Source organism: Pseudomonas sp. F220 (assembly GCF_057813935.1).
The window spans coordinates 53,262-76,618 of record NZ_JBVASJ010000013.1 but is presented as its reverse complement, the minus strand read 5'-3'; the positions used below and the strand labels follow the sequence as shown (position 1 = coordinate 76,618).

The following is a 23,357-nucleotide window of genomic DNA, read 5'->3' as shown; positions in this document are numbered from 1 at the left end:
CGGATCTTTTTTATTCTTGTGATTTTTTGCATCAGGCAACCGCTTCGCGGCTGATCGCGAGCAAGCTCGCTCCTACAGGTTTGAGTGACCCCTTGTGGGAGCGAGCTTGCTTGCGATGCTTTCAACTACTTAATTGGTCTGGGCTCCCTGGGCAATCCAGGCGCCGATCAGGTCACGTTCCTGCTGGGTCATCTGTGTGATGTTGCCCAGCGGCATGATCTGAGAGGCGACGGCCTGGGCCTGAATCCGCGGTGCCAATTGCTGGATCTGCTGCGGGGTATCGAACATCACACCGGCGGGAGCTGCGCTGAACAGTGGGCTGGTCGGTTTAGCCGAATGGCACACCGCGCAGCGTTCTTGAATCACGCTGTGAACTTTGTTGAAGTCCGGGCCGCTGGCTTTGGCAGTAGACGCTTGCGCCGGTGCAGCAGCAGGTGTTGCCGGGGCTGCTGCTGGAGTCGCTTCAGGCTTGGCGCCACTGATCGCGGTTTCCGGAATCGGCTGGTACTCGATCTTCGCCGGTGCCTTGGCCACATCAGGTGCGCTCGACATCTGTGCCGGGCCGGTCACGTAAGCCAGGCAGATCATGCCCAATGCCGCGACAGGCAGGGTCCAGGCGAACTTGTGGCTTTCATGGCGGGTGTTGAAGTAGTGACGCACCAACACCGCGAGTACCGCGATCCCGGCCAGGATCAGCCAGTTGTATTGGCTGCCGTAAGTGCTCGGGAAGTGGTTGCTGATCATGATGAACAGCACCGGCAGGGTGAAGTAGTTGTTGTGCCTCGAACGCAACAGACCTTTGGCCGGCAGCGCTGGATCGGGCGTGCGGTTTTCGGCGATGGCGGCTACCAGAGCGCGCTGTGCCGGCATGATGATGCGGAACACGTTACCGACCATGATCGTGCCAATGATGGCGCCGACATGCAGGTATGCGCCGCGACCGCTGAACACTTTGCTGAAGCCAAACGCAGCGGCAATCAACAGCACGAACAGGATCAGGCCGAGCAGGGCAGGGCGTTTGCCCAGAGCCGAATCGCACAGGAATGAATAGACGAACCAGCCGACGAACAACGAACCGATGCCGAGGGCGACACCTTCAGGTCCACTCAAACCGCTGCCAGGTGCCAGCAGGTACAACGCCGGGTTGGAGTAGAACACCACGCACAACAGCGCGATCCCCGACATCCAGGTGAAGTAGGCTTCCCATTTGAACCAGTGCAGGTTGTCCGGCATGGTCGGCGGTGCCAGTTTGTATTTTTCCAGGTGGTAGATACCGCCACCGTGGATCGCCCACAAATCGCCAGCCAGACCTTCTTTCGGGTTGACCCGGTTGAGGTTGTTTTCCAGCCAGACAAAGTAGAACGAAGCGCCGATCCAGGCGACGCCAGTGATCATGTGAACCCAGCGTACGCTCAGGTTCAGCCATTCCATCAGATGTGCTTCCACAGTCTTTACCTCTCGCCTGTCACTCTGTTGTCGAGTGATCAGACCTTCTCTTATTGGTGGGGGGCGAGGATCAAACGCTCATCCTCTTTGAAAAAATGCTCATCGCAGTTATTGCCTGTGCCACTGCGATCAACCACCAGGAAGTCATCCCGCTTTTCGATCGTCAGCACCGGATGGTGCCAAACGCCGCGATGGTAATTAATGCCCTGCCTGCCGTTGGTGACGAAGGCGCGGACCAAACCTGATACAGGTTCATCGCCAAGTGGCGCGACCACGATCAGAAAGGGGTTGCCGAGCAGCGGTATGAAAGCCTGGCTGCCCAGCGGATGGCGCTCCAGCATGCAAACGGTCAGCGGCATATCCTGCGCATCGGCGCGGAAGATGCTGATGATCGCCTTGTCGTCTGGCGTGGCCGTTTCAACCTCGGCCAGACGATGGAAGCGCATGGTCGAACCGTTATTGATCATGAAGTGATCGCTGCCATCGGTTTCGATCACGTCACCGAAAGGGGCGAAGGCTTCTTTGGTCAAAGGTTCAATCATCAATGTGCGCATACTGGTCTTCTTATCTTTGAAATTCGTTGTCGTCGTTACATCGTTTTTGTAGGAGCGAGCTTGCTCGCGATAGCGATATCCCGGAATTTATGTGTCGTCCGGTATGGCCCCATCGCGAGCAAGCTCGCTCCTACAGGCTCAGCATTACTTCGCGACCTTGCCCAGTACACGCAAACGACTCACACCACCGTCCGGGAATACGTTCAGGCGGATGTGGGTGATCGGGCCCAGGGCCTTGATCTGCTCGGCGAAGGTGTGCTCGGCGTGCATTTCCAGCTTCTGGGCTGGCAGCAGTTCGCGCCAGAACAGCGATTGGGTTTCGATCTGGCTGTCGGTACCGCCCTTGACGAACGCGCCCTGGATCGAGCAGGTGTCTGGGTAGTTGCCCTTGAAGTGCAGGGTGTCGACGATCACTTGCCCTACTTCACCGGCATGCCCCAGCGCGACGATCACCCAGTCATTACCTGGCGTACGACGACGGGCAGTTTCCCAACCGTCGCCCATGTTGATACCACGGCCCGGGTTGAGGATGTTGCTCATGCGACCGAAGTGTTCGTCGGAGCAGGCAAGGGCGCGACCGCCGTTCAGAGCTGCAGCCAGGTCAACTTGTTCGTTGTCAGCGACGGCTGACCAGTCGCGGAATGGAATGCCATACACGCGCAGACGTGCCACGCCGCCATCCGGGTAGATGTTGAAACGCAGGTGGCTGAACGCTTGATCGTTATTGATCTCGTGGAAGTGATGGCTATTGCCTTGCAGCTCGACAGCCGACAGTACTTCAACCCACTGGGTGTTTTCAGTCGGTTCGCCGGAAGTTACGAAGCAGGCTTCCAGGGAGGCAGACGGCGGGAAGTTGCCGGTAAAGAATGAAGTGTCGATGTCCACGCCTTTGATCGAGCCAGGCACGCCCAGGCGGATCACCGCGCTGTCGTAGCCTTCGAAGCGCTTGCGGCGCGACTCCCAGCCGTCCATCCACTTGCCATTGTCATCGAAAACGCCCTCCTTCCACACAGCCGGGGTGGGCTGGAACAGGCGGTTGGCGTCAGCGAACCAGTCATCGGTGACCGAGATGATTTTGGTGCCCAGGCGGGCGTCGGCCAGGTTGACGAACTTCTCGAAAGGTACGGCGTAAGCTTTCATTCTTCTTGTCTGCCTTGAAATAAGTGGCTGGGGATGCTTGCAGGACCCAGGGAAGCATCAGCGTTCATAAGGTTTCCGGGGTCGTGGTCGCTATAGGGTCAGTAATCGGAACAACGCGATTTTATTAATCTCCGCCAGCGCGCATTTGAACTCGGTGTTCACCGGGTTGTGGATGCGCGTTTTGAACGCTGCGAGGATCTGATGCCGGTCGCTGCCTTTTACCGCCATGATGAAGGGGAACGCGAACTTGGCTTTGTAGGCCTCGTTCAGCTCGGTGAAGCGAGAAAACTCTTCGGCCGTGCATTGGTGAATACCCGCGCCTGCCTGTTCTCCAGTGCTGGCTGCGGTAAGCTGGCCCTGGACGGCAGCTTTGCCGGCCAGGTCCGGGTGAGCGTTGATCAGTGCCAGCTGGCTGGCGTGATCGGCACTCAACAGGATGTCGCTCATGCGCTGGTGCAGGGTTTCGATCTGGTCGATCCCCGCGTCCTGGCCCAGGTCGTAGGCCTTCTCGGCAACCCATGGCGAATGTTCGTAGATATCGGCGAAGGCTTCGACGAAGGCCTCACGGCTCAAGGTCGATGGCTTGAGGGTCTGAAAGGCGCTCATTTCGAGGTCCCCCCTTGGTAAGGATGGGTTTCGTGCCAGTGGCGGGCGATGTCAACCCGGCGGCTGAACCAGACCTGTTCGTGACCTTTAGCGTATTCGATAAAGCGTTTGAGGGCCGCCAGACGCGCCGGACGGCCGATCAGCCGGCAATGCAAACCGATGGAGAGCATCTTCGGCGATTCGGCGCCTTCGGCGTAGAGCACGTCGAACGCGTCTTTGAGGTACTGGAAAAACTGGTCGCCGTTGTTGAAACCCTGCACCTGGGTGAAGCGCATGTCGTTGGTGTCGAGGGTGTACGGGATCACCAGATGCGGCTTGCCGGTCGGGTTGTTCGGTTCCCAGTAGGGCAGGTCGTCGTCGTAGGTATCGCAGTCATAGAGGAAACCGCCTTCTTCCATCACCAGCCGACGGGTGTTCGGCCCGGTTCGGCCGGTGTACCAGCCCAACGGGCGCTCGCCGCTGATTTCGGTGAGGATGCGGATCGCTTCGAGCATATGCTCGCGTTCCAGCGCCTCGTCCATGTACTGGTAGTCGATCCAGCGGTAGCCGTGGCTGCAGATCTCGTGACCGGCTTCAACCATGGCGCGGATCACGTCCGGATGGCGCTGGGCGGCCATGGCCACGGCGAAGACGGTCAGCGGAATGTCGAATTCTTTGAAGAGTTTGAGGATCCGCCACACGCCGGCACGACTGCCATACTCGTACAGGGATTCCATGCTCATGTTGCGCTCGCCCTGCAGCGGCTGCGCCGAAACCATTTCCGAGAGGAAGGCTTCCGACTCTTTGTCGCCATGCAAGATGTTGCGTTCGCCACCTTCCTCGTAATTGAGTACGAATGACAAGGCGATGCGGGCATTGCCCGGCCAGTGTGGGTGAGGAGGGTTACTGCCGTAACCGATCAGGTCGCGTGGGTAGTCAGCGCTCACTGCAGTCTTCCTTCTGATTCGTTGTCTTGTTCGTGACAAGGGGTACGTGGCGGCCTGGCGATGAGATGACAGGCTGGCGTCACTGTGATGGAGTGATTGTATACAACTTTATTGTCACTTTGTAAGCCTGAATTTGTGCAATTTTCACTGATTGTCATCTTGCGATGGTATTGCAAGAAACCTGCCTGATTGATCAGCTAATAGATAGGGGGTCGGCTAATCTAAAGGCGCAGCTGTAAATTAACGCCAAATTCTGCGCGGGTAAGAGTGACGGTAAATATGTGATTTTATTGTGTACAATTTTTTTGAAAAGTGTCTTAATCAGTCGCTCGCCGCTCCTTTTCGTGCTCCGAAACGGTGCGGTCTCCTTTTTAACTGACTCCGGGAGGCGCGAGGCCTTGCTGCTTGATTGCGGACAGGCGCGCAGAATCAATGGGACGTTTGACTACACACGTTTTGGATGCCGCACACGGTTGCCCTGGCAGCTCGATAAAGGTTGAGTTGTACCGGGTTGAAGGCTCGCAGCTGGAGCTGGTCGCCAGCGCGCAGACCAACAGCGATGGCCGCTGCGATACACCGCTGCTGCAAGGTGACGACTACCGTTCCGGGGTCTATCAACTGCAGTTTCATGCCGGCGACTACTACCGCGCCAAGGGCGTTCAACTGCCTGAGCCGGCGTTTCTGGATGTGGTGGTGCTGCGCTTCGGCATCTCGGCCGAGCAGGATCACTACCACGTGCCCCTGTTGATTTCGCCTTATAGCTATTCGACCTACAGAGGAAGCTAGGACTCCCCCACGAATCTGCGCAAATAGCTTCTTTGGTCTTTCGCCCGCTCACACTGCGGGCTTTTTTTCGTCTGGAGGAATGTGGTGTTGCTGAGGGCCTCATCGCGAGCAGGCTCGCTCCCACAGGGGATCGTCGTCGAACACAAATACTGTGTGCACTGAAGATCAAATGTGGGAGCGGGCTTGCTCCGGGCGGCGTTCCGACGATGCTTTTAGCTTCAGCGGCTCAGCAGAGAAGCTGCCCCAGCCCCGCTGAACAACCCCGCGCTGATCCGGTTGAACCAGCTCTGGCCTTTGCCGCTTCGCAGATACCGCGCTGCACCATGGGCACCAAGGCCGTAGGCCAGCTTGCAGAGCAGATCAAGCACGGTCCAGGTGGCGATCATGATCAGTAGCTGAGGCAGAAACGGCTGCTCGGCGCTGAGAAACTGCGGCAGGAATGCGGCGAAGAACAGGATGTCTTTCGGATTACTCGCACCCAGTACAAACGCGCGCCCAAACAGTGCGCGAAAGCGCGGAACCGGTGCGGCCTGCGGAACCTCGGTGGCGTGGGCCGGTTGCCGTGATTGCTGCCAGCTCTGCAAGGCGAGGTAGAACAGGTACAACGCACCAACGATTTTAAGCGCGCTGAACAGCTGTTCCGAGGCCAGCAGCAAGGCGCCAAGACCCAATGCCGAGGCGCTCAGCAGGCAGATCGAGGCAATCACCCCGCCAAGAAACGCCGGATAAGAACGGCGTAATCCGTAGTTCAAACTGTTGCTGATCATCAACAAAGACAGTGGTCCCGGGATCAAAATCACCACCAGAGCAGCGCCGCTGAACAGCAGCCAGGTTTCCAGACTCATCACGTTCCTCCAAATGTGCAAAAGCCCCACCCGGCGGGGTGAGGCTGGGTTGCGCGTGTTTTGCTTACAAGAAAATAAACTTGGCGATGAAGATCGCGCACAGCACCCATAGGCTGACGGAAATTTCCTTGTGTTTACCCGTACCGGCCTTCAGCACGACATAGGTGATGAAGCCCAGTGCGATACCGTCGGCGACCGAGAAGGTCAGCGGCATCATGATCATGGTGACAATCGCCGGAATGCTGTCAGTGGCTTCATCCCAGTGGATGTGTGCCATGCCGGCCATCATCAGCATTGCTACATAAATCAGCGCGCCTGCGGTTGCATAGGCGGGGATCATGCCAGCTAGCGGCGCAAAAAACATCGCGGCGATGAACAGCACGCCAACCGTGACTGCCGTCAGACCGGTACGGCCACCCGCAGCCACACCGGCAGCACTTTCTACATAGCTTGTTACTGGAGGAACACCGACCATGGCCCCGAATACGCTGGAGGCGCTGTCGGCTTTAAGGGCGCGGGAGAGGTTTTCGATCTTGCCGTCAGCGTTCACCAGACCAGCCCGTTGCGCGACGCCCATCAGAGTGCCGGCGGTGTCGAACATGTGCACAAAGAGGAACGCCAGCACCACACTGATCATGCTGACGTTGAACACGCCCGCGATGTCCATGGCCATCCAGGTCGGCGCCAGGCTCGGCGGGGTGGAGAAGATCCCGTTGTACTGCACCAGCCCCAGGCCCCAACCTGCCGCGGTCACGCTGATGATACTGATCAGGATCGCGCCGAATACTCGGTGATAGCTGAGTACGGCAATCATCAGGAAACAGACCGCTGCCAGCAGCGGGCCGGGATCGCGCAGAGAGCCGAGTTTGATCAATGTGGCCGGACTGGCGACGATGATCCCGGAGGTTTTCAAGCCGATGATGCCAAGAAACAATCCAACCCCGGCGCCCATGGCATAACGCAAACTCACCGGAATGCTGTTGAGCAGCCACTCACGCACTCGCGACAAGGTCAGGATCATGAACAGCACACCGGAAATGAACACCGCGCCCAGCGCGGTTTCCCAGTTGTAGCCCATGGTGCCGACCACGGTGTAGGTGAAGAAGGCGTTCAACCCCATTCCCGGTGCCAGGCCAACCGGCCAGTTGGCGTACAAGCCCATCAACAGGCAACCCAGAGCGGCGGCGATGCAGGTCGCGACGAAGGCGGCGCCATGGTCGATCCCGGCGTCAGCCATGATGTTCGGGTTGACGAAGATGATGTAAGCCATGGTGATGAAGGTTGTCAGACCGGCAATCAGCTCGGTCTTCACCGTGGTGCCGTGCAAACTGAGTTTGAAGAGACGTTCCAGCCAGCCGTTGTTCAACGGAGGTGAAAGGTCCAGCGTAGGGGCGTCGGATTTGCGGCTTTCCACAGCGAGTACTCCTCAAGAGTTTTATTGTTTTTTCCAGAACCGGACACGTGTGAGTGGGCAGCGGCTCTTTGAGGCATGTAAGGCTTGCGGGCTTTTGTTGACCAAAAGGTCAGGAACTCGCACGAAGCGAATTATGCTTTTGTATACAAAAAAAGCAAATAATGTTTTTGATATTGTGTGCGAAAATGATGAAAGGAAGGATATATAGGGCGACGGGGCAAGTCCCGTAGCAGTTGCCGAAGGCTACGTTCGGCCGCGCAGCGGTCGCAATCCGGCTAACGCGGTCATACTGGAAAATCGCGGTGGCAGGTTTTACGACCGCTGCGTCCGAATGCGGCCCAGACCGAAGGCAGGCTTCGCCAGCTGCTACGAAAGCGCGTCCTTCAGCTTTGGCGGTTTTCCCCCAGCGCCTGATTCACCGCGAGCCAGCCATTCACCGCCGTCTCGCCGGCTTCGGCAAATACCCGTTGCAACAACTTCACCTGTTCACGCCGCAGCGACTGTTCGAAGCGCGCGCCCTCAGCGGTCAGCTCCAGCAGACGCTTACGCTTGTCTGTCTGCGGCGCAACGCTGTTCACCAAATGCATTTCCACCAACTGACGCAGTGGAATGTTCAACGCCTGCTTGCTCACCCCGAGCACCGTCAGCAGTTCTTTCACGCTGAGACCGGGATAGCGGGCGATAAAAAATACGATGCGCTGATGCACCCGGCTCAAGCCACGGCGCGCGAGCATCTCGTCGGCCTTGGCGGTGAATGCCTGGTAACCGAAGAAAAAGGCTTCCATGGCGGCTTGTTGAGTGATTTGGTTTTTAAGGTCAAGCATATTGACGTATCTGCATCTGTCATCGTAATTTCGGTCAACCAGTTTGACTTATTTTCCTCAAGCCTCGCTACGGTGACCACCATGGCTTTTTCCGAACGTGTCTCGCGCCTTAAAAGTTCTTTGATTCGTGAAATCCTCGCTGCGGCTCAGCGTCCCGAAGTGATGTCGTTTGCCGGCGGCCTGCCGGCCGAAGCGATGCTACCCAAAATCGAATGGACCGACATGCCAGTAGCCATGGGCCAATATGGCATGAGCGAAGGCGAGCCGGCATTGCGTGAAATACTCGCCGCCGAGGCTCGTGCCTTGGGTGTGCCGTGCGAGGCCAGTCAGGTATTGGTGGTCAGCGGATCCCAGCAGACCCTCGATCTGGCCGCCAAGCTGTACATCGACAAAGGCACCGAGATCATGCTCGAAGCGCCGACCTACCTGGCGGCACTGCAAATTTTTCAGTTGTTCGGTGCGGACTGCATTACGGTCCCGCTGGAAGTCGACGGCCCGGATCTTGTGGAGATGCGCGCCCGTCTGGAAAAACACCATCCAGCGTTCATTTACCTGATTCCGACCTTTCAGAACCCCTCGGCGGTACGTTACAGCGAGGCCAAGCGCGACGCGGTGGCGGCATTGCTGGACGAGTTCGGCGTGACCCTGATCGAAGACGAGCCTTATCGCGAGCTGACTTTCGATGGTGGCAGCGCAACGCCAATCGTCAGCCGCTTGAAAAAGGCTAGCTGGATTTACACAGGCACGGTGTCCAAGACCTTACTACCCGGTCTGCGGGTCGGTTATCTGATCGCCAGTCCCGACCTGTTTCCGCATCTGCTGCGCCTGAAACAGTCGGCCGACTTGCACACCAATCGCGTCGGTCAGTGGCAAGCGATGCAGTGGATCGGCACCGAGAAATTTCGCAACCACCTCACTGAACTGCGCGATTTCTACCGGATTCGTCGCGATGTCTTTCAAGCGGCGCTTGAAGAACACTTCGCCGATCTGGCCGATTGGCAGGTGCCCCAAGGCGGGTTGTTTTTCTGGCTGACCTTGAAACAACCGCTGGACACCCGCACCTTGCTCAAGCCTGCACTTGAGCAGGACGTGGCGTTCATGCCGGGTGAGCCGTTCTTTTCCGACCCGGATCGCAATCCGGGTCACCTGCGGTTGAACTTCAGCCACATTGATCCAGCGCGCCTGCACGAAGGCCTCACGCGGCTGGCGGCCGTCGTACGTCAAGCACACGCTGCACAGGCAGCTTAAGGGGAGGGGCTATGTACACCGTTTATGGCGATTACCGTTCGGGCAACTGCTACAAGATCAAGCTGATGCTCAATCTGCTGGGCCTTGAGTACCAGTGGCAGGCGGTGGACATTTTGAAGGGCGACACCCAGACCGCCGAGTTTTTGGAGAAAAATCCCAACGGCAAGATTCCGGTGCTGGAGTTAGAGGATGGCACCTGCTTGTGGGAGTCGAACGCGATCCTGAACTTTCTGGCGGACGGTAGTGAATTCCTGCCGAGCGAACCGCGGTTGCGCACTCAAGTCCTGCAATGGCAGTTCTTCGAGCAGTACAGCCACGAGCCGTATATTGCGGTAGCGCGGTTTATCCAGCTCTATCTGGGCCTACCGGAAGACCGCCGACACGAGTATGAAAAGCTGCAAACGCGCGGTTACAAAGCGTTGGACGTAATGGAACATCAGCTCTGCCGCACCCCGTATCTGGTGGGCGAACAATACTCGATCGCTGATATCGCGTTGTATGCCTACACCCACGTCGCGCATGAAGGTGGCTTTGACCTGAGTCGTTATCCGGGGATTCAGGCATGGTTGCAACGTGTGGCGAGCCATTCGCGGCATGTCGGAATGCTTGATTGAGCTGAATGCAAAAACAATTAAACCGGCCAATGAGCCGGTTTAATTTTGTCTGGAATATTTGTTGCCTGTGCCGGCCTCATCGCGAGCAAGCCCGGCTCCCACAAGAGCACCATAATACCTGTGGGAGCGAGCTTGCTCGCGATGGCGTCAGTGAGAACTACACACGTTGCTCAGGCTGCCGCAAACCGCTTATCCAGATAATCGATGATCACCTTGGACTCATACATCCAGGTGGTCTGGCCGTTTTCTTCAATGCGCAGGCATGGCACTTTGATCTTGCCACCTTGTTCCAGCAGGGTCTGGCGATCCTGCTCGTTGTTTTTCGCATCACGCAGGGTCACCGGCACATTCAAGCGACGCAGGGTACGGCGGGTCTTCACGCAGAACGGGCAGGCGTGGAATTGATACAGGGTCAGGCCCTTGGCGGCCTGCTCGACCTGAGCCTGAGCGGCGCCAGGGCGTTGCTGCTTGCGTGGACGGGTGATGAAGTCGATGCAGATAATGAGTTGGCCCAGGCCGACTCGAAGCGCTTTAATCAACACGGCAAAAGCCTCATAGGCGAGAAGAAGGGGCGGCAGCTTACCTGATTTTTGCAGGACGAAAAAAAACCGGCGATAAACGCCGGTTTCTTTTGAACCACGTGTTACTTGATCAAGCTGAGAAACTCGCTGCGGGTCGCCGCGTTTTCGCGGAACTCGCCGAGCATCACCGACGTAATCATCGACGAATTCTGTTTCTCCACACCGCGCATCATCATGCACATGTGTTTGGCCTCGATAACCACCGCAACGCCCAGCGCGCCGGTCACTTCCTGGACCGCCTCGGCGATCTGTCGGCTGAGGTTCTCCTGGATCTGCAGGCGGCGGGCGTACATATCGACGATCCGCGCGACTTTCGACAGGCCAAGCACCTTGCCGTTAGGGATATACGCAACATGCGCCTTGCCGATGAAAGGTAGCAGATGGTGTTCGCACAGCGAGTAGAGCTCGATGTCCTTGACCAGCACCATTTCGCTGTTATCGGAGCTGAACAAGGCACCGTTGGTGACTTCTTCGAGCGTTTGTTCATAACCGCGGCAAAGGTACTGCATGGCTTTGGCGGCACGCTTTGGCGTGTCGAGCAGGCCTTCGCGGGAGACGTCTTCGCCAAGCTGGCCAAGAATCGCGGTGTAATTCTGTTCCAGGGACATGAAACTACCTGTGGGATTTTACGCAAAGAACAAGGGTACGGTGGCGGACACGGCGCTGCAAGCCTGGCGAAACGGCTTTATTCGTCACGACCGTCCATCATGGTGCGTTTGAGCATCACGTAAACCGCTCCGGCACCGCCGTGTTTCGGCTGGCAGGAGGTGAAACCGAGCACTTGTGAATGCTGGCGCAACCAGGTGTTAACGTGACTCTTGATCATCGGCCGCTTGCCGTCCAGCCGTACAGCCTTGCCATGGGTGACGCGCACGCAGCGGATTTCAAATTTGGTCGCTTCAGCGAGAAAGGCCCAGAGGGTTTCCCGAGCCTTTTCCACGCTCATGCCGTGCAGATCTAGGCTTCCTTCAAAAGGAATCTGGCCCACCTTCAGCTTACGCATCTGGCTTTCCTGAACGCCGTCACGGGCCCACATCAACTCGTCTTCCGGGCCGACATCGATGACGAACTGATCGGACAGACCATCAACAGTGGTCGCATCAGTGCGCACGGTCGCCGCCTGGCGAAGCTTGGCGATTTGCGCGCGGTCGGCCTTGGGTTTGCCCGTCTCGGCGCGATCATGTTTGATCGGCTTGACGCCGCGGATCTCGCTTTTGAACAGGGAAAAATCGTCGTCTTGCATGTCAGCCTCCGCGAAGGGCGGCTAGTTTACCCAAGTCGAGACAGATCGGGCATGACAAAACGCCACCGCCCTGCACTCAGTCATTTTTTTTCATCAGGTGCGGCGCTATGTTCAGCCCGTGGGACTGGCGCCGGCGGCGACGGCAGCGACGCCATAACGAGACACCGACGTACAGCAGCAACAGACCCATCACCAGCGTCACCGCCGAACCGGTCGGGCTGGCATTCAGTTCGCCAAGTGCGGGTGGGTGGCCCAACAAGCTGGCGGCGCCGGCCATCGCCAGCAACACGCCGAACATCGCCAGCACTGCCGAAAAGGCTGCGCCCAGGCGATAACGCCAGTTACTTGGGCCCTTGGGGCGCAAGCGGCGAGCGTCAAATCCATCGGATATCTTCATTCCGACCTTCCTCAATGGGTATCGGCCCTTCGACCGGGAGATGTCCGTGTTGTTCCTGAGGCTAAGGCAATTGCCGTGAATGGGAGACTTTTGCGGATGAGCGGCTGGATGGGCCGCTCATTGAAGGTCAATCAAATCAGATCTTTGGTCTGCGCAAGGGTGGCAAAGTTGTCGGCCATGATGGCCATCTCGGTCTGCTGCACATGTTCTGCGCTAAGGATCCCGCCTTTGTACGGCAGATCGCGGGTCGCGCAGGCATCTTCCACCAAGGTGCAGCGAAAGCCGAGGTTCTTAGCCGCGCGCACTGTGGTGCTGACACTGGAGTGGCTCATGAAACCGCAGACGATCAAGTCCAGTGAGCCGAGGTCCTGCAGACGCTTTTCCAGTTCAGTGCCGTGGAAGGCACTCGGCAGCAGCTTGCCGACGATGGTCTCGTCACCTTGTGGTTCCAGGCCCGGGATGAACTCTCCGCGCTCGCCCTGAGGGTCGAACAGACCACCCACAGTGCCGAGATGGCGCACATGCACAATCGGCCGGCTGGCAGCGCGGGCTGCGGCAATTAATTGCTTGATGTTTCCAACGGCTGCATCCATGCCGGTCAGAGCCAACGGGCCGCTGAGGTACTCTTTTTGAGCGTCGATGATGACCAGGCTGGCATGGCTCAAATTGGCCGGTGCATAACCACGGCCGCTGAGTTGAAACATCGTCTTTGGAACGGACATTCTGGGGCTCCTTCGGGTGGGGCTTTTGCGACATTGTCCTCTGGCTGAGCGCTTCTGTGAATCGCTACCAACGTAAGGTGCGTGGTTGCTGGCCTACAGCCGTGTCAAGAGGCCCGTTGCGTTCAACCAAAAGGTTGGAAAACGGATAACTCCTATCTCGGGCCGGTGTTTTTCATGCGTCGTCGGGGGACGTTTTGGCTGTTAGAATCGTCAGTCGTTTTTTCAGGAGTTTGCCCCCGTGATCACTTCCCGCCTGCGCACTTTGCGCGACCACATCCGTTGGGCCGTCAGCCGTTTTCATGGGGAGGATTTGTTTTTCGGCCATGGGACTGACAACGCCTGGGATGAAGCCCGTCAATTGGTGCTCGGCGCGTTGCATCTGCCTTGGGAAATCGCCGACAGCTACCTCGACTGCCGCCTGGAAGAAGACGAACTGGTCAAACTGCAACGCCTGATCAAGCGCCGTATCGAGGAGCGAATCCCGACGGCTTACCTGCTGGGGGAGGCATGGTTTTGCGGCATGTCGTTCATCGTCGACGAGCGCGTATTGATTCCGCGTTCACCGATCGGTGAGCTGATCGAAAAGCGTTTTGAACCGTGGTTGGGTGCCGAGCCTGCACGCATTCTTGACCTGTGCACCGGTTCCGGTTGCATTGGCATCGCCTGCGCTTATGAGTTCCAGAACGCAGAGGTGGTGCTGGCCGATCTGTCGTTCGAAGCGCTTGAGGTCGCCAATCAGAACATCGAGCGTCACGGTGTCGACGAGCGCGTGTACACCGTTCAGGGGGATGGCTTTGATGGTCTGCCAGGCCAACGCTTCGACCTGATCGTCTCCAACCCGCCGTACGTCGATGCGGAAGATTTCGCAGACATGCCGGATGAATATCAGCATGAGCCAGAGCTGGGCCTGGCGTGCGGTGATGACGGCTTGAACCTGGTGCGACGCATGCTCAGCGAAGCGGCGAATCACCTGACCGAAAAAGGTTTGCTGATCGTCGAAGTCGGCAACAGCCAAGTGCATGTCGAGGCGTTGTACCCGGAAGTTGATTTCGCCTGGCTGGACTTTGAACGCGGCGGTCATGGCGTGTTCATGCTTACCGCCGAGCAGTGCCGTCAGCATCAGGCGTTGTTTGCTTCACGGGTTTGAGAAAGTAGAAAGGGTTTTGCGGGCAAGCCCATTTTCACAAAGCTAAGGAAATTGTAGGAGCGAGCTTGCTCGCGATTGACTCACGGGCGACGCGTTTATTCAGAAAACACGCGTTATCGTTAACGTCTATCGCGAGCAAGCTCGCTCCTACAAGAGCCCCTCGTCACAATTCAGCCCTGCTTACCCGCCTCCAACATATTCTCCGGCCTGACCCAGGCATCGAATTGTTCATCCGTCAGATAGCCCAGTTGCAGCGCGGCCTCGCGCAGGGTCAGACCTTCGGCATAGGCTTTCTTGGCGATTTCGGCCGACTTGTCGTAACCGATATGCGGGTTCAGCGCCGTCACCAACATCAAACCGCGCTCCAGATGGGCTGCCATTTGCACCGGATCAGGTTCCAGCCCGGCGATGCAATGCTGCTGGAAGTTGCTGCACCCATCGCCCAGCAGGCGGATCGATTGCAGCAAGTTATGGATGATCACCGGTTTGAACACGTTCAATTGCAGGTGACCCTGGCTGGCGGCGAATCCAATGGCAACGTCGTTGCCCATTACTTGGCAGGCGAGCATCGACAGCGCTTCGCACTGGGTCGGATTGACTTTGCCGGGCATGATCGAGCTGCCAGGTTCGTTGGCAGGCAGTTTCACTTCTGCAAAACCGGCTCGTGGGCCAGAGCCCAGCAAGCGCAGGTCATTGGCGATTTTCATCAAGGTCACAGCAAGGGTTTTCAGCGCACCGGACAACGTGGTCAGCGGCTCATGGCCGGCCAGCGCCGCGAACTTGTTTGGCGCGGTGACAAACGGCAGGCCGGAGAGGGCAGCCAGTTCGGCGGCCATTGCTTCGCCAAAACCGTGCGGTGAATTAAGCCCGGTACCCACGGCGGTGCCGCCCTGGGCAAGCTCGCAGACCGCTGGCAGGGCGTTTCGAATCGCCTGATCGGCGTAATCGAGTTGTGCTACAAACGCCGAGAGCTCCTGGCCAAAAGTGATTGGCGTCGCGTCCATCATGTGCGTACGGCCGGTCTTGACCAGCTTCATGTGTCGCGCAGACAGCTCCGCCAAACCATCGGACAGTTCGTTGATTGCTGGCAGTAGATGATGCTGCACCGCCTGAACGGTAGCGATGTGCATCGCGGTGGGGAAACAGTCGTTGGAGCTCTGTGAACGGTTGACGTGATCGTTGGGGTGCACCGGGTTTTTGCCGCCACGCGGATTGCCGGCCAGTTCATTGGCGCGTCCGGCGATCACTTCGTTGACGTTCATATTGCTCTGGGTGCCACTGCCGGTCTGCCAGACCACCAGCGGGAATTGGGCGTCGTGATCGCCGTCGAGCACTTCGTCGGCAGCCTGTTCGATCAGGCGGGCGATATCGGCGGGCAGGTCACCGTTGCGATCGTTGACCCGTGCAGCGGCTTTCTTGATCAGTGCCAGTGCGTGCAGTACCGCGATTGGCATGCGTTCGTTGCCGATGGCAAAGTTGATCAGCGAGCGTTGCGTCTGAGCGCCCCAGTAGGCTTCATCCGGGACGTCAACCTGGCCAAGGCTGTCGGTTTCGATACGGCTCATCGGTCACACTCCTGTTAGTCTGATTTGGCAGTTTAGGCCGTGATCAGCCTCTAGGGTTCCATCAGTCGCTTTTTCTACCGTTCGACCCCTGCAAATCAGGCGTGGTAAGGCTTGGGGTTGAGTGACAGAGTTTTTTAGGTGCAGAATGGTCGCCCTTGGGGTTTTACCTCGCCAGCTAGAAAAGGAAACTTGATGACTCGTCTTCGTGCCATCTGTACCGCGGTTGTTCTGGTTTGCGCCAGCGGCCAGGTTCTTGCCGATACCGCCAGCCACAACGCCAGTGCCGAAGCCTTCCTGACTCTGGCACACGCCGACAAGCTCGGTACCCCGGTGTACATGCAAGTTCAACAAATGTTCGCCCAGCGCTTTGAACAAACCAAAGCCCCTGAGTCGAAAAGAGCCCTGCTGGAAACCTATCAGGCCAAGGCCAACGCCGCTCTGGACCAAGCTATTGGTTGGAATAAACTCAAGCCAGACATGGTTAAGCTCTACACCACCAACTTCAGCGAATCCGAACTCAAGGACCTGGTAGCGTTCTACCAGTCGCCGCTGGGCAAGAAGGTTCTGGAAAAAATGCCGCAGCTGACTCAGCAATCGGCTCAGATGACTCAGGCCAAACTGGAAAGTGCGGTACCTGTAGTCAACAAGCTGCTGGCTGACATGACCGCCGAGCTTGAGCCAAAAGCCGCCGCAGCACCGGCCAAGAAAAAGCCTTAAGCGGAGCCCAGGAATGACCATGCAACAACGTATTGAATCGGCGCTGAGCGCATTGCAGCCCGAGCATCTGCAAGTACTGGATGAAAGCCATATGCACAGTCGTGGGCTGCAAACCCACTTCAAGGCAGTGCTGGTCAGTGAACAGTTTGCCGGGCTTAACAGCGTCAAGCGTCACCAAAAGGTTTACGCCACTCTCGGCGACTTGATGGGTGAGTTCCATGCGTTGGCGCTGCATACCTACACGCCTGAAGAATGGGCGAAAATCGGCGTGGTTCCGGCATCGCCGACCTGCGCCGGCGGGAGTAAGCATTAAAAGATCGCAGCCTGCGGGAGGTGCGCAGGACGAGCTTTTGTAGGAGCTGCCGCAGGCTGCGATCTTGACGATCTACAGCCAACCGCAGCTGTTTTTGCTAGAATCCGTAACGCGCCGCTCAGTCGGCGCGTTTTTTTTGCATCCGGTTCACCCTTTACGAGGGTAGCCACCTGGAGATTTCCCATGACACAAAACATTGTCGTGGCGGCACTGTATAAGTTCGTCACCCTTGAAGATTACGTCGCCCTGCGCGAGCCGCTGCTGCAGGCGATGGTCGATAACGGCGTCAAAGGCACCTTGCTGATCGCCGAAGAAGGCATCAACGGTACCGTTTCCGGCAGCCGTGAAGGCATCGACGGGCTGATGGCCTGGTTGAAGAGCGATCCGCGTATGGATGATATCGATCACAAAGAGTCGTACTGCGAAGATCAGCCGTTCTATCGGACCAAGGTCAAACTCAAGAAAGAGATCGTTACCCTCGGTGTTGACGGCGTCGACCCGAACAAACAGGTCGGCACTTACGTCGATCCGCAGAACTGGAACGCCCTGATCAGCGATCCGGAAGTGCTGTTGATCGATACCCGCAACGACTATGAAGTCTCGATCGGCACCTTCGAAGGCGCCATCGATCCGAAAACCACCAGTTTTCGCGAATTTCCTGACTACATCAAAGCCAACTTCGATCCAGCCAAACACAAGAAAGTCGCCATGTTCTGCACCGGCGGCATTCGTTGCGAGAAGGCTTCGAGCTTCATGCTCAGCCAGGGCTTCGATGAAGTGTTTCACCTCAAGGGCGGCATCCTGAAGTACCTCGAAGAGGTGCCGCAGGAAGAAAGCCAGTGGCGTGGCGACTGCTTCGTTTTCGATAACCGGGTCACCGTCCGTCACGATCTGAGTGAAGGCGACTACGATCAGTGTCATGCCTGTCGTACACCCATCAGCGTCGAAGACCGCACCTCCGAGCACTATGTGGCCGGCATCAGTTGCCCGCATTGCTGGGATAAGCTGAGTGAGAAGACCCGGCGCAGCGCTATCGACCGGCAAAAGCAGATCGAATTGGCAAAAGCCCGCAACCTGCCACATCCAATTGGTTACAACTACAAACAGCCATCCGAGGCCTGAATCATGTCCGCGCGCCTGCTCTATGTAATGGATCCGATGTGTTCCTGGTGCTGGGGCTTTGCTCCTGTGGCAGAGGCCCTGGTAGAGCAGGCGCATGCCGCGGGCGTTGAGTTGCACCTGGTGGTAGGTGGTTTAAGGACCGGCAGTGGCGCAGCGCTAGAGCCGACCACGCGGCGTTACATCCTTGAGCATTGGCAGGCGGTCACCGAAGCCACTGGCCAGCCGTTCAAACTCGAAGGCGCTTTGCCCGAAGGTTTTGTCTATGACACCGAACCGGCCTGCCGGGCGGTGGTGACCGCGCGCAGTCTGGCGCCTGACTGTGCCTGGAAACTGCTCAAACTGATTCAGCACGCCTTTTATGCCGAAGGTCGCGACGTCACCCACGCCAGTGTGTTGGTGGAGCTGGCTGACGCAGCGGGCTTGCCGCGTATCGAGTTTGCAGCAGCCTTCGACCGCGCTGAGCAGCATGCGGCGACGGCGGCGGATTTTACCTGGGTCCAGGACTTGGGGATCGCCGGTTTTCCGACCTTGCTCGCCGAGCGCGATGGTCAATTGGCGCTGCTGACCAATGGCTATCAGCCGCTTAAGGAGCTGTCCCCGTTGCTCGGTCGTTGGCTGGAGCGTGCCGCCTGTGCATGATCAGCCTGACAGCGCGGAGCAACCCAAGCGGATCGATCGGCTGAGTTGGGCGGAAATCCGCCGTTTGGCGTTACATCACAAGAAATCCCTGTGGATTGCCAATGGCTTAGCGGTGTTGGCGACGCTCTGTAGCGTACCGATCCCCTTGCTGTTGCCCTTGTTGGTGGACGAAGTGCTGCTGGGGCATGGCGATGCCGCACTGAAGGTCATGAATCACGCGCTACCGACAGGCTGGCAAAGTGCCGCCGGCTACATCGGCCTGATGTTGCTGGTAACCCTGACACTGCGTTGCGGCGCGTTGCTGTTCAACGTCCTGCAGGCACGATTGTTTGCAGGCTTGGCCAAAGACATCGTCTACCGCATTCGCGTCAGGCTGATCGAGCGACTCAAGCGCATCTCCCTCGGCGAGTACGAAAGCCTGGGCAGCGGCACAGTGACCACCCATTTGGTCACCGATCTGGATACCGTTGATAAATTTGTCGGTGAAACCCTTAGTCGTTTTCTGGTGGCCATGCTGACGCTGGTCGGGACTGCGGGCATTCTGGTGTGGATGCATTGGCAACTGGCGTTGTTGATTTTACTGTTCAATCCGCTGGTGATTTACGCCACGGTGCAACTGGGCAAGCGGGTCAAACACCTGAAAAAGCTGGAGAACGACAGCACTTCGCGGTTTACCCAGGCGCTCACCGAAACCCTGGATGCAATCCAGGAAGTCCGCGCCGGTAATCGCCAGGGCTTTTTCCTTGGCCGCTTGGGCCTGCGGGCACAGGAAGTTCGCGATTATGCGGTGAACTCGCAATGGAAGACTGACGCCTCCAGCCGGGCCAGCGGTTTGCTGTTCCAGTTCGGTATCGACATCTTCCGCGCGGCGGCCATGCTCACCGTGCTGTTTTCTGACCTGTCCATCGGCCAGATGCTGGCGGTGTTCAGTTATCTCTGGTTCATGATCGGTCCGGTCGAGCAATTGCTCAATTTGCAGTACGCCTATTACGCGGCGGGAGGGGCGTTGACGCGGATCAATGAGTTGCTCTCCCGTGCCGATGAGCCGCAATACCCCGGTGGTAATAACCCTTTTCAGGGGCGTGAGACGGTGGGCATCGAGGTTCGTGGTTTGAGCTTCGGTTACGGCGATGAGTGGGTGCTGAATCAAATGAACCTGTCCATCGCTCCCGGTGAAAAAGTCGCGATCGTCGGTGCCAGCGGCGGCGGAAAAAGTACCTTGGTGCAATTGCTTTTGGGGCTCTACACGCCGCAGTCGGGCAGCATCCGTTTCGGCGGTTTGACCCAACAGGAAATCGGCCTGGAAACTGTGCGCGAGCACGTTGCAGTCGTGCTGCAGCACCCGGCGCTGTTCAACGATACGGTAAGGGCCAACCTGACCATGGGGCGCGGGCGTAGCGATGAGGCCTGCTGGCAGGCGCTGGAAATTGCCCAACTGGATGCCACGATTAAAGCCTTGCCGCAAGGACTTGACAGTATCGTCGGGCGTTCCGGCGTGCGTTTGTCTGGTGGTCAGCGACAGCGTCTGGCTATTGCGCGGATGGTCCTGGCCGAACCTAAGGTGGTGATACTCGACGAGGCCACTTCTGCACTGGACGCTGCTACCGAGTACAACCTGCACCAGGCGCTGGCGCGTTTTCTAAACGGTCGGACAACATTGATCATTGCCCATCGTCTGTCTGCGGTAAAACAAGCTGATCGAGTACTTGTGTTTGATGGTGGGCAGATTGCCGAAGATGGCGACCATCAACAGCTAATTGCCGACGGCGGCCTGTATGCCAAACTTTACGGTCATTTGCAGCAGGTGCAGCGACCTTGAGTTTTGTCCTGTTTTCTGTGCTTAGTGCTTGAATTCACTGGTTGAAATATTGCTTTTGCGCTGCCAATCTTTTGCGCCGCAACTAAATCGATTTTGAACAAAGCATCCAACCGTTCGAGTTGTCGAAAATTAGCCTAGTCTGTGCAGTTAGGAGCAAAACTCACTCGGGTGTTCATCTGGCAGTGTTTATGCAAGGGACGTCATGAAGCAAAAGCGGACTCTCGGAACACCACGGTTGTTAGGCATCGTCTGGCCATTTATTGCCGTTGTGTTATTGCAGGCATTACTGGGGGGCGTGAGCCTGTACGTTCTGTCGGCGGTGCGCGGCTATGTGGCAGGTGAAAGTCTGTGGTCCAAGGGCCAGAAAGACGCTATTTATTACCTCAACCTGTATGCCGACAGTCGCGACGAAGCGATTTTCCTCAAGTATCAGAATGCTATCGCTGTGCCGCAAGGCGGGCATGAGCTGCGTATCGCTCTGGATCGCCAGCCCCCAGACCTTGAAGCTGCGCGTGAGGGTATCCTCAAGGGCGGCAATCATCCGGATGACGTCTCCAGTCTGATCTGGTTGTACCTGAACTTTCGCCACTTCAGTTACCTGGAAAAAGCCATTGATCTGTGGACTGTGGGCGATAGCTATCTGGTGCAACTGGATACAGTCGCGCGCGAGATGCACCAGTACATTACCAGTGACCAGGCCACGCCTGCCGATGTTCAACGCTGGAAGGCCCGGGTACTTGCCATCAACGATAGTGTGACGCCTGCTGCCAAAGCCTTTAGCGATGCATTGGGCGAAGGGTCGCGGGTCATTCTGAGGTTGTTGCTGATCACCAATCTGGCCACCGCGCTGGTACTGATCGCCTTGGCACTGTTGCGTACTCACAAACTGCTGAAGCAACGCCATGCATTTGCCGACGCCTTGCAGCTGGAAAAAGAGCGGGCGCAAATTACCCTGCAATCCATTGGCGATGGCGTTATCACCACGGATGTCGGAGGGGCGATCGCTTATATGAACCCTGCGGCTGAAGAGCTGACTCACTGGAAAGCCGAGCAGGCCACCGGTCTGCCGTTGGCGGCGTTATTCAATCTTTTGGATGAAAACGCCCAGACTGATGGTTTTACCCTGATCGAACACATTTTGAGTGGTCAACTCAGCGGCGGCAGTGAGCACTCTAAACTCATTCAGCGCCTGGACGGCAGTACGGTGTCGGTCACCCTGGTCGGCGCGCCAATCCAGAGCGCCGGTAAAGTCAGTGGCACGGTACTGGTGTTGCACGACATGACTCAAGAGCGTCAGTACATCGCCAACCTTTCATGGCAGGCGACTCACGATGCGCTGACGGGCCTGGCTAACCGTCGCGAATTCGAATATCGCCTCGAACAAGCCTTGCACAATCTGACACGTCAGCCGGGCCGGCACGCCGTGATGTTTCTCGACCTGGATCAGTTCAAGCTGGTTAATGACACATGCGGCCATGCGGCGGGCGATGAACTGTTACGGCATATCTGTGCCTTGTTGCAATCGGGTTTGCGCGAAGGCGATACCTTGGCCCGGTTGGGTGGGGACGAATTCGGCATCCTGCTTGAAAGCTGCCCGTCGGACGCCGCAGAGAAAATCGCCGAGGGGTTGCGCCAGACTGTGCAGAACCTCCATTTCGTGTGGAAAGGTCGGCCTTTTGTGACCACGGTCAGTATCGGCCTGGTTCACGTCTCGCAAACACCCACCACCCTTGAAGCGTCATTACGTGCCGCCGACATGGCCTGCTACATGGCCAAGGAGAAAGGGCGCAATCGGGTACAGGTCTACCATGCCGACGACTCGGAGTTGTCCTTGCGCTTTGGCGAGATGGCGTGGGTACAACGACTGCACATGGCACTGGAGGAAAACCGTTTCTGTTTATATGCCCAGGAAATCGCCGCGTTGGGTCTGACGGAGCGTGGGGGTGGTCATATTGAAATATTGCTGCGGTTGCATGACGAAGCAGGGCGGATGATTCTGCCCAACAGCTTTATTCCCGCCGCCGAGCGTTACGGGTTAATGACGTCGCTGGATCGTTGGGTGGTACAGAATGTATTCAAGGTCATTGCCCAATGTATAGCTGAAGGGCGAGAAGGGCCGATGGCCATGTGTGCGATAAATCTGTCGGGCATTACTATCGGAGATCGCGACTTTCTGGACTTCCTGCGTGAGCAGTTCATTGCCTACGCTATCCCTCCTGAAATGATTTGTTTTGAAATCACAGAAACCAGTGCAATTTCCAACCTGGGGAGTGCAATTAGATTTATTAATGAGCTCAAAGGCTTGGGGTGTCATTTCTCATTGGATGACTTTTGTGCCGGCATGTCCTCATTCGCTTATCTCAAACATTTACCTGTAGACTTCTTGAAGATCGATGGAAGTTTCGTAAAGGATATGCTGGACGACCCGATTAACCGCGCTATGGTCGAAGTGATCAATCACATCGGTCATGTCATGGGTAAACGCACAATTGCCGAGTTTGTTGAAACGCCTCAGATTGAGCAGGCCTTGCTGGAAATCGGAGTGGATTACGCTCAAGGGTACATTATCCAACGCCCGCAATTGTTTACGTGTGACAGCCTGCAGTGTCGGCCCGCGCGACCACAGCCTTTGTTAGTCAAGGCGCCTGGCACGTTCCGTTGAAATCTCTTGCTGATCCGTACAATCACA

The 23,357-nt window shown here is 57.3% G+C and carries 24 protein-coding genes; 10 read left to right on the top strand and 14 right to left on the bottom strand.

Features of this window, described 5'->3' with window-relative positions:
• Positions 1–129 precede the first annotated feature (129 nt).
• From ACZYSM_RS13940 to puuE, 5 genes are all read right to left on the bottom strand, one after another.
• Positions 130–1,446, bottom strand: coding sequence for a urate hydroxylase PuuD (locus ACZYSM_RS13940; protein WP_489072067.1), 1,317 nt, complete (start codon positions 1,444–1,446; stop codon positions 130–132).
• Positions 1,447–1,496: 50 nt separating this feature from the next.
• The gene (locus ACZYSM_RS13935) at positions 1,497–2,000 is read right to left on the bottom strand and encodes an ureidoglycolate lyase (RefSeq protein WP_489072066.1); all 504 of its coding nucleotides are present in this window, start codon (positions 1,998–2,000) and stop codon (positions 1,497–1,499) included.
• Positions 2,001–2,144: 144 nt separating this feature from the next.
• Complete coding sequence (alc, locus tag ACZYSM_RS13930) at positions 2,145–3,140, bottom strand: allantoicase (protein WP_489072065.1); 996 nt, start codon at positions 3,138–3,140, stop codon at positions 2,145–2,147.
• A 90-nt stretch (positions 3,141–3,230) separates the two neighbouring features.
• Entirely contained in the window at positions 3,231–3,746 is a 516-nt protein-coding gene (uraD, locus tag ACZYSM_RS13925; protein ID WP_489072064.1) for a 2-oxo-4-hydroxy-4-carboxy-5-ureidoimidazoline decarboxylase, read from the bottom strand.
• A complete protein-coding gene (gene puuE / locus ACZYSM_RS13920) occupies positions 3,743–4,672 on the bottom strand; it encodes an allantoinase PuuE (protein ID WP_489072063.1) in 930 nt (309 codons plus the stop codon). Before puuE ends, uraD begins: the two co-directional genes overlap by 4 nt.
• Before the next feature lie 432 nt (positions 4,673–5,104).
• Here puuE and uraH point away from each other — a divergent pair, with 432 nt between their 5' ends.
• Entirely contained in the window at positions 5,105–5,458 is a 354-nt protein-coding gene (uraH, locus tag ACZYSM_RS13915) for a hydroxyisourate hydrolase (RefSeq protein ID WP_489072062.1), read from the top strand.
• A 218-nt stretch (positions 5,459–5,676) separates the two neighbouring features.
• Here uraH and ACZYSM_RS13910 read toward each other — a convergent pair whose 3' ends face one another.
• The 3 genes from ACZYSM_RS13910 to ACZYSM_RS13900 all read right to left on the bottom strand — a co-directional run bounded on the left by ACZYSM_RS13910 (position 5,677) and on the right by ACZYSM_RS13900 (position 8,541).
• Positions 5,677–6,303 (bottom strand): LysE family translocator, encoded by a 627-nt coding sequence (locus tag ACZYSM_RS13910; RefSeq protein ID WP_489072061.1) that lies wholly within the window; start codon positions 6,301–6,303, stop codon positions 5,677–5,679.
• Between the two features lie 64 nt (positions 6,304–6,367).
• The gene (locus ACZYSM_RS13905) at positions 6,368–7,717 is read right to left on the bottom strand and encodes an NCS2 family permease (RefSeq protein WP_489072060.1); all 1,350 of its coding nucleotides are present in this window, start codon (positions 7,715–7,717) and stop codon (positions 6,368–6,370) included.
• A 383-nt stretch (positions 7,718–8,100) separates the two neighbouring features.
• Complete coding sequence (locus tag ACZYSM_RS13900; protein WP_489072059.1) at positions 8,101–8,541, bottom strand: MarR family transcriptional regulator; 441 nt, start codon at positions 8,539–8,541, stop codon at positions 8,101–8,103.
• An 81-nt stretch (positions 8,542–8,622) separates the two neighbouring features.
• On the opposite strand from ACZYSM_RS13900, the gene ACZYSM_RS13895 reads away from it, so the two are divergent.
• The gene (locus ACZYSM_RS13895; protein WP_489072058.1) at positions 8,623–9,789 is read left to right on the top strand and encodes an aminotransferase-like domain-containing protein; all 1,167 of its coding nucleotides are present in this window, start codon (positions 8,623–8,625) and stop codon (positions 9,787–9,789) included.
• An 11-nt stretch (positions 9,790–9,800) separates the two neighbouring features.
• Positions 9,801–10,403 carry a glutathione S-transferase family protein gene (locus ACZYSM_RS13890; RefSeq protein WP_489072057.1) on the top strand — a complete coding sequence of 201 codons (603 nt, stop codon included), beginning with the start codon at positions 9,801–9,803 and terminating at the stop codon, positions 10,401–10,403.
• Between the two features lie 170 nt (positions 10,404–10,573).
• Here the strand turns inward: ACZYSM_RS13890 and ACZYSM_RS13885 are convergent, their stop codons facing one another.
• The 5 genes from ACZYSM_RS13885 to ACZYSM_RS13865 all read right to left on the bottom strand — a co-directional run bounded on the left by ACZYSM_RS13885 (position 10,574) and on the right by ACZYSM_RS13865 (position 13,346).
• Entirely contained in the window at positions 10,574–10,945 is a 372-nt protein-coding gene (locus ACZYSM_RS13885; protein WP_489072056.1) for a glutathione S-transferase N-terminal domain-containing protein, read from the bottom strand.
• A 101-nt stretch (positions 10,946–11,046) separates the two neighbouring features.
• The gene (folE, locus tag ACZYSM_RS13880; protein ID WP_419118919.1) at positions 11,047–11,592 is read right to left on the bottom strand and encodes a GTP cyclohydrolase I FolE; all 546 of its coding nucleotides are present in this window, start codon (positions 11,590–11,592) and stop codon (positions 11,047–11,049) included.
• A 77-nt stretch (positions 11,593–11,669) separates the two neighbouring features.
• Positions 11,670–12,227 carry a Smr/MutS family protein gene (locus ACZYSM_RS13875; RefSeq protein WP_489072054.1) on the bottom strand — a complete coding sequence of 186 codons (558 nt, stop codon included), beginning with the start codon at positions 12,225–12,227 and terminating at the stop codon, positions 11,670–11,672.
• Between the two features lie 76 nt (positions 12,228–12,303).
• Positions 12,304–12,624: a hypothetical protein gene (locus ACZYSM_RS13870; protein WP_489072052.1), complete on the bottom strand. Its 321-nt coding sequence runs from the start codon at positions 12,622–12,624 to the stop codon at positions 12,304–12,306.
• 131 nt (positions 12,625–12,755) lie between these two features.
• Complete coding sequence (locus tag ACZYSM_RS13865; RefSeq protein ID WP_489072051.1) at positions 12,756–13,346, bottom strand: cysteine hydrolase family protein; 591 nt, start codon at positions 13,344–13,346, stop codon at positions 12,756–12,758.
• 238 nt (positions 13,347–13,584) lie between these two features.
• On the opposite strand from ACZYSM_RS13865, the gene prmB reads away from it, so the two are divergent.
• Entirely contained in the window at positions 13,585–14,493 is a 909-nt protein-coding gene (gene prmB / locus ACZYSM_RS13860) for a 50S ribosomal protein L3 N(5)-glutamine methyltransferase (protein WP_489072050.1), read from the top strand.
• 170 nt (positions 14,494–14,663) lie between these two features.
• On the opposite strand, the gene ACZYSM_RS13855 is transcribed toward prmB, so the two are convergent.
• The gene (locus tag ACZYSM_RS13855) at positions 14,664–16,058 is read right to left on the bottom strand and encodes a class II fumarate hydratase (RefSeq protein WP_489072049.1); all 1,395 of its coding nucleotides are present in this window, start codon (positions 16,056–16,058) and stop codon (positions 14,664–14,666) included.
• Between the two features lie 192 nt (positions 16,059–16,250).
• Between ACZYSM_RS13855 and ACZYSM_RS13850 the strand changes: the two genes are divergently transcribed.
• From ACZYSM_RS13850 to ACZYSM_RS13825, 6 genes are all read left to right on the top strand, one after another.
• Positions 16,251–16,775 carry a DUF2059 domain-containing protein gene (locus ACZYSM_RS13850; protein ID WP_489072048.1) on the top strand — a complete coding sequence of 175 codons (525 nt, stop codon included), beginning with the start codon at positions 16,251–16,253 and terminating at the stop codon, positions 16,773–16,775.
• Positions 16,776–16,788: 13 nt separating this feature from the next.
• Entirely contained in the window at positions 16,789–17,088 is a 300-nt protein-coding gene (locus tag ACZYSM_RS13845; protein ID WP_489072046.1) for a BolA family protein, read from the top strand.
• 183 nt (positions 17,089–17,271) lie between these two features.
• The gene (gene trhO / locus ACZYSM_RS13840; protein WP_489072045.1) at positions 17,272–18,210 is read left to right on the top strand and encodes an oxygen-dependent tRNA uridine(34) hydroxylase TrhO; all 939 of its coding nucleotides are present in this window, start codon (positions 17,272–17,274) and stop codon (positions 18,208–18,210) included.
• 36 nt (positions 18,211–18,246) lie between these two features.
• A complete protein-coding gene (locus tag ACZYSM_RS13835; RefSeq protein ID WP_489072129.1) occupies positions 18,247–18,849 on the top strand; it encodes a DsbA family protein in 603 nt (200 codons plus the stop codon).
• On the top strand, positions 18,842–20,668 hold the full coding sequence (locus ACZYSM_RS13830) for an ABC transporter ATP-binding protein (protein ID WP_489072044.1): 1,827 nt from the start codon (positions 18,842–18,844) through the stop codon (positions 20,666–20,668). Before ACZYSM_RS13835 ends, ACZYSM_RS13830 begins: the two co-directional genes overlap by 8 nt.
• Before the next feature lie 202 nt (positions 20,669–20,870).
• Positions 20,871–23,330: an EAL domain-containing protein gene (locus ACZYSM_RS13825; protein ID WP_489072043.1), complete on the top strand. Its 2,460-nt coding sequence runs from the start codon at positions 20,871–20,873 to the stop codon at positions 23,328–23,330.
• Positions 23,331–23,357: the final 27 nt, after the last annotated feature.

What these genes read in the sequence shown, in the direction of transcription:
- ACZYSM_RS13935 (WP_489072066.1), bottom strand. Translation starts at nt 2,000, where the DNA reads ATGCGCACATTGATGATTGAACCTTTGACCAAAGAAGCCTTCGCCCCT.
- alc (WP_489072065.1), bottom strand. Translation starts at nt 3,140, where the DNA reads ATGAAAGCTTACGCCGTACCTTTCGAGAAGTTCGTCAACCTGGCCGAC.
- uraD (WP_489072064.1), bottom strand. Translation starts at nt 3,746, where the DNA reads ATGAGCGCCTTTCAGACCCTCAAGCCATCGACCTTGAGCCGTGAGGCC.
- uraH (WP_489072062.1), top strand. Translation starts at nt 5,105, where the DNA reads ATGGGACGTTTGACTACACACGTTTTGGATGCCGCACACGGTTGCCCT.
- ACZYSM_RS13910 (WP_489072061.1), bottom strand. Translation starts at nt 6,303, where the DNA reads ATGAGTCTGGAAACCTGGCTGCTGTTCAGCGGCGCTGCTCTGGTGGTG.
- ACZYSM_RS13900 (WP_489072059.1), bottom strand. Translation starts at nt 8,541, where the DNA reads ATGCTTGACCTTAAAAACCAAATCACTCAACAAGCCGCCATGGAAGCC.
- ACZYSM_RS13895 (WP_489072058.1), top strand. Translation starts at nt 8,623, where the DNA reads ATGGCTTTTTCCGAACGTGTCTCGCGCCTTAAAAGTTCTTTGATTCGT.
- ACZYSM_RS13890 (WP_489072057.1), top strand. Translation starts at nt 9,801, where the DNA reads ATGTACACCGTTTATGGCGATTACCGTTCGGGCAACTGCTACAAGATC.
- folE (WP_419118919.1), bottom strand. Translation starts at nt 11,592, where the DNA reads ATGTCCCTGGAACAGAATTACACCGCGATTCTTGGCCAGCTTGGCGAA.
- ACZYSM_RS13875 (WP_489072054.1), bottom strand. Translation starts at nt 12,227, where the DNA reads ATGCAAGACGACGATTTTTCCCTGTTCAAAAGCGAGATCCGCGGCGTC.
- ACZYSM_RS13870 (WP_489072052.1), bottom strand. Translation starts at nt 12,624, where the DNA reads ATGAAGATATCCGATGGATTTGACGCTCGCCGCTTGCGCCCCAAGGGC.
- ACZYSM_RS13865 (WP_489072051.1), bottom strand. Translation starts at nt 13,346, where the DNA reads ATGTCCGTTCCAAAGACGATGTTTCAACTCAGCGGCCGTGGTTATGCA.
- ACZYSM_RS13855 (WP_489072049.1), bottom strand. Translation starts at nt 16,058, where the DNA reads ATGAGCCGTATCGAAACCGACAGCCTTGGCCAGGTTGACGTCCCGGAT.
- ACZYSM_RS13850 (WP_489072048.1), top strand. Translation starts at nt 16,251, where the DNA reads ATGACTCGTCTTCGTGCCATCTGTACCGCGGTTGTTCTGGTTTGCGCC.
- ACZYSM_RS13845 (WP_489072046.1), top strand. Translation starts at nt 16,789, where the DNA reads ATGACCATGCAACAACGTATTGAATCGGCGCTGAGCGCATTGCAGCCC.
- trhO (WP_489072045.1), top strand. Translation starts at nt 17,272, where the DNA reads ATGACACAAAACATTGTCGTGGCGGCACTGTATAAGTTCGTCACCCTT.
- ACZYSM_RS13835 (WP_489072129.1), top strand. Translation starts at nt 18,247, where the DNA reads ATGTGTTCCTGGTGCTGGGGCTTTGCTCCTGTGGCAGAGGCCCTGGTA.
- ACZYSM_RS13825 (WP_489072043.1), top strand. Translation starts at nt 20,871, where the DNA reads ATGAAGCAAAAGCGGACTCTCGGAACACCACGGTTGTTAGGCATCGTC.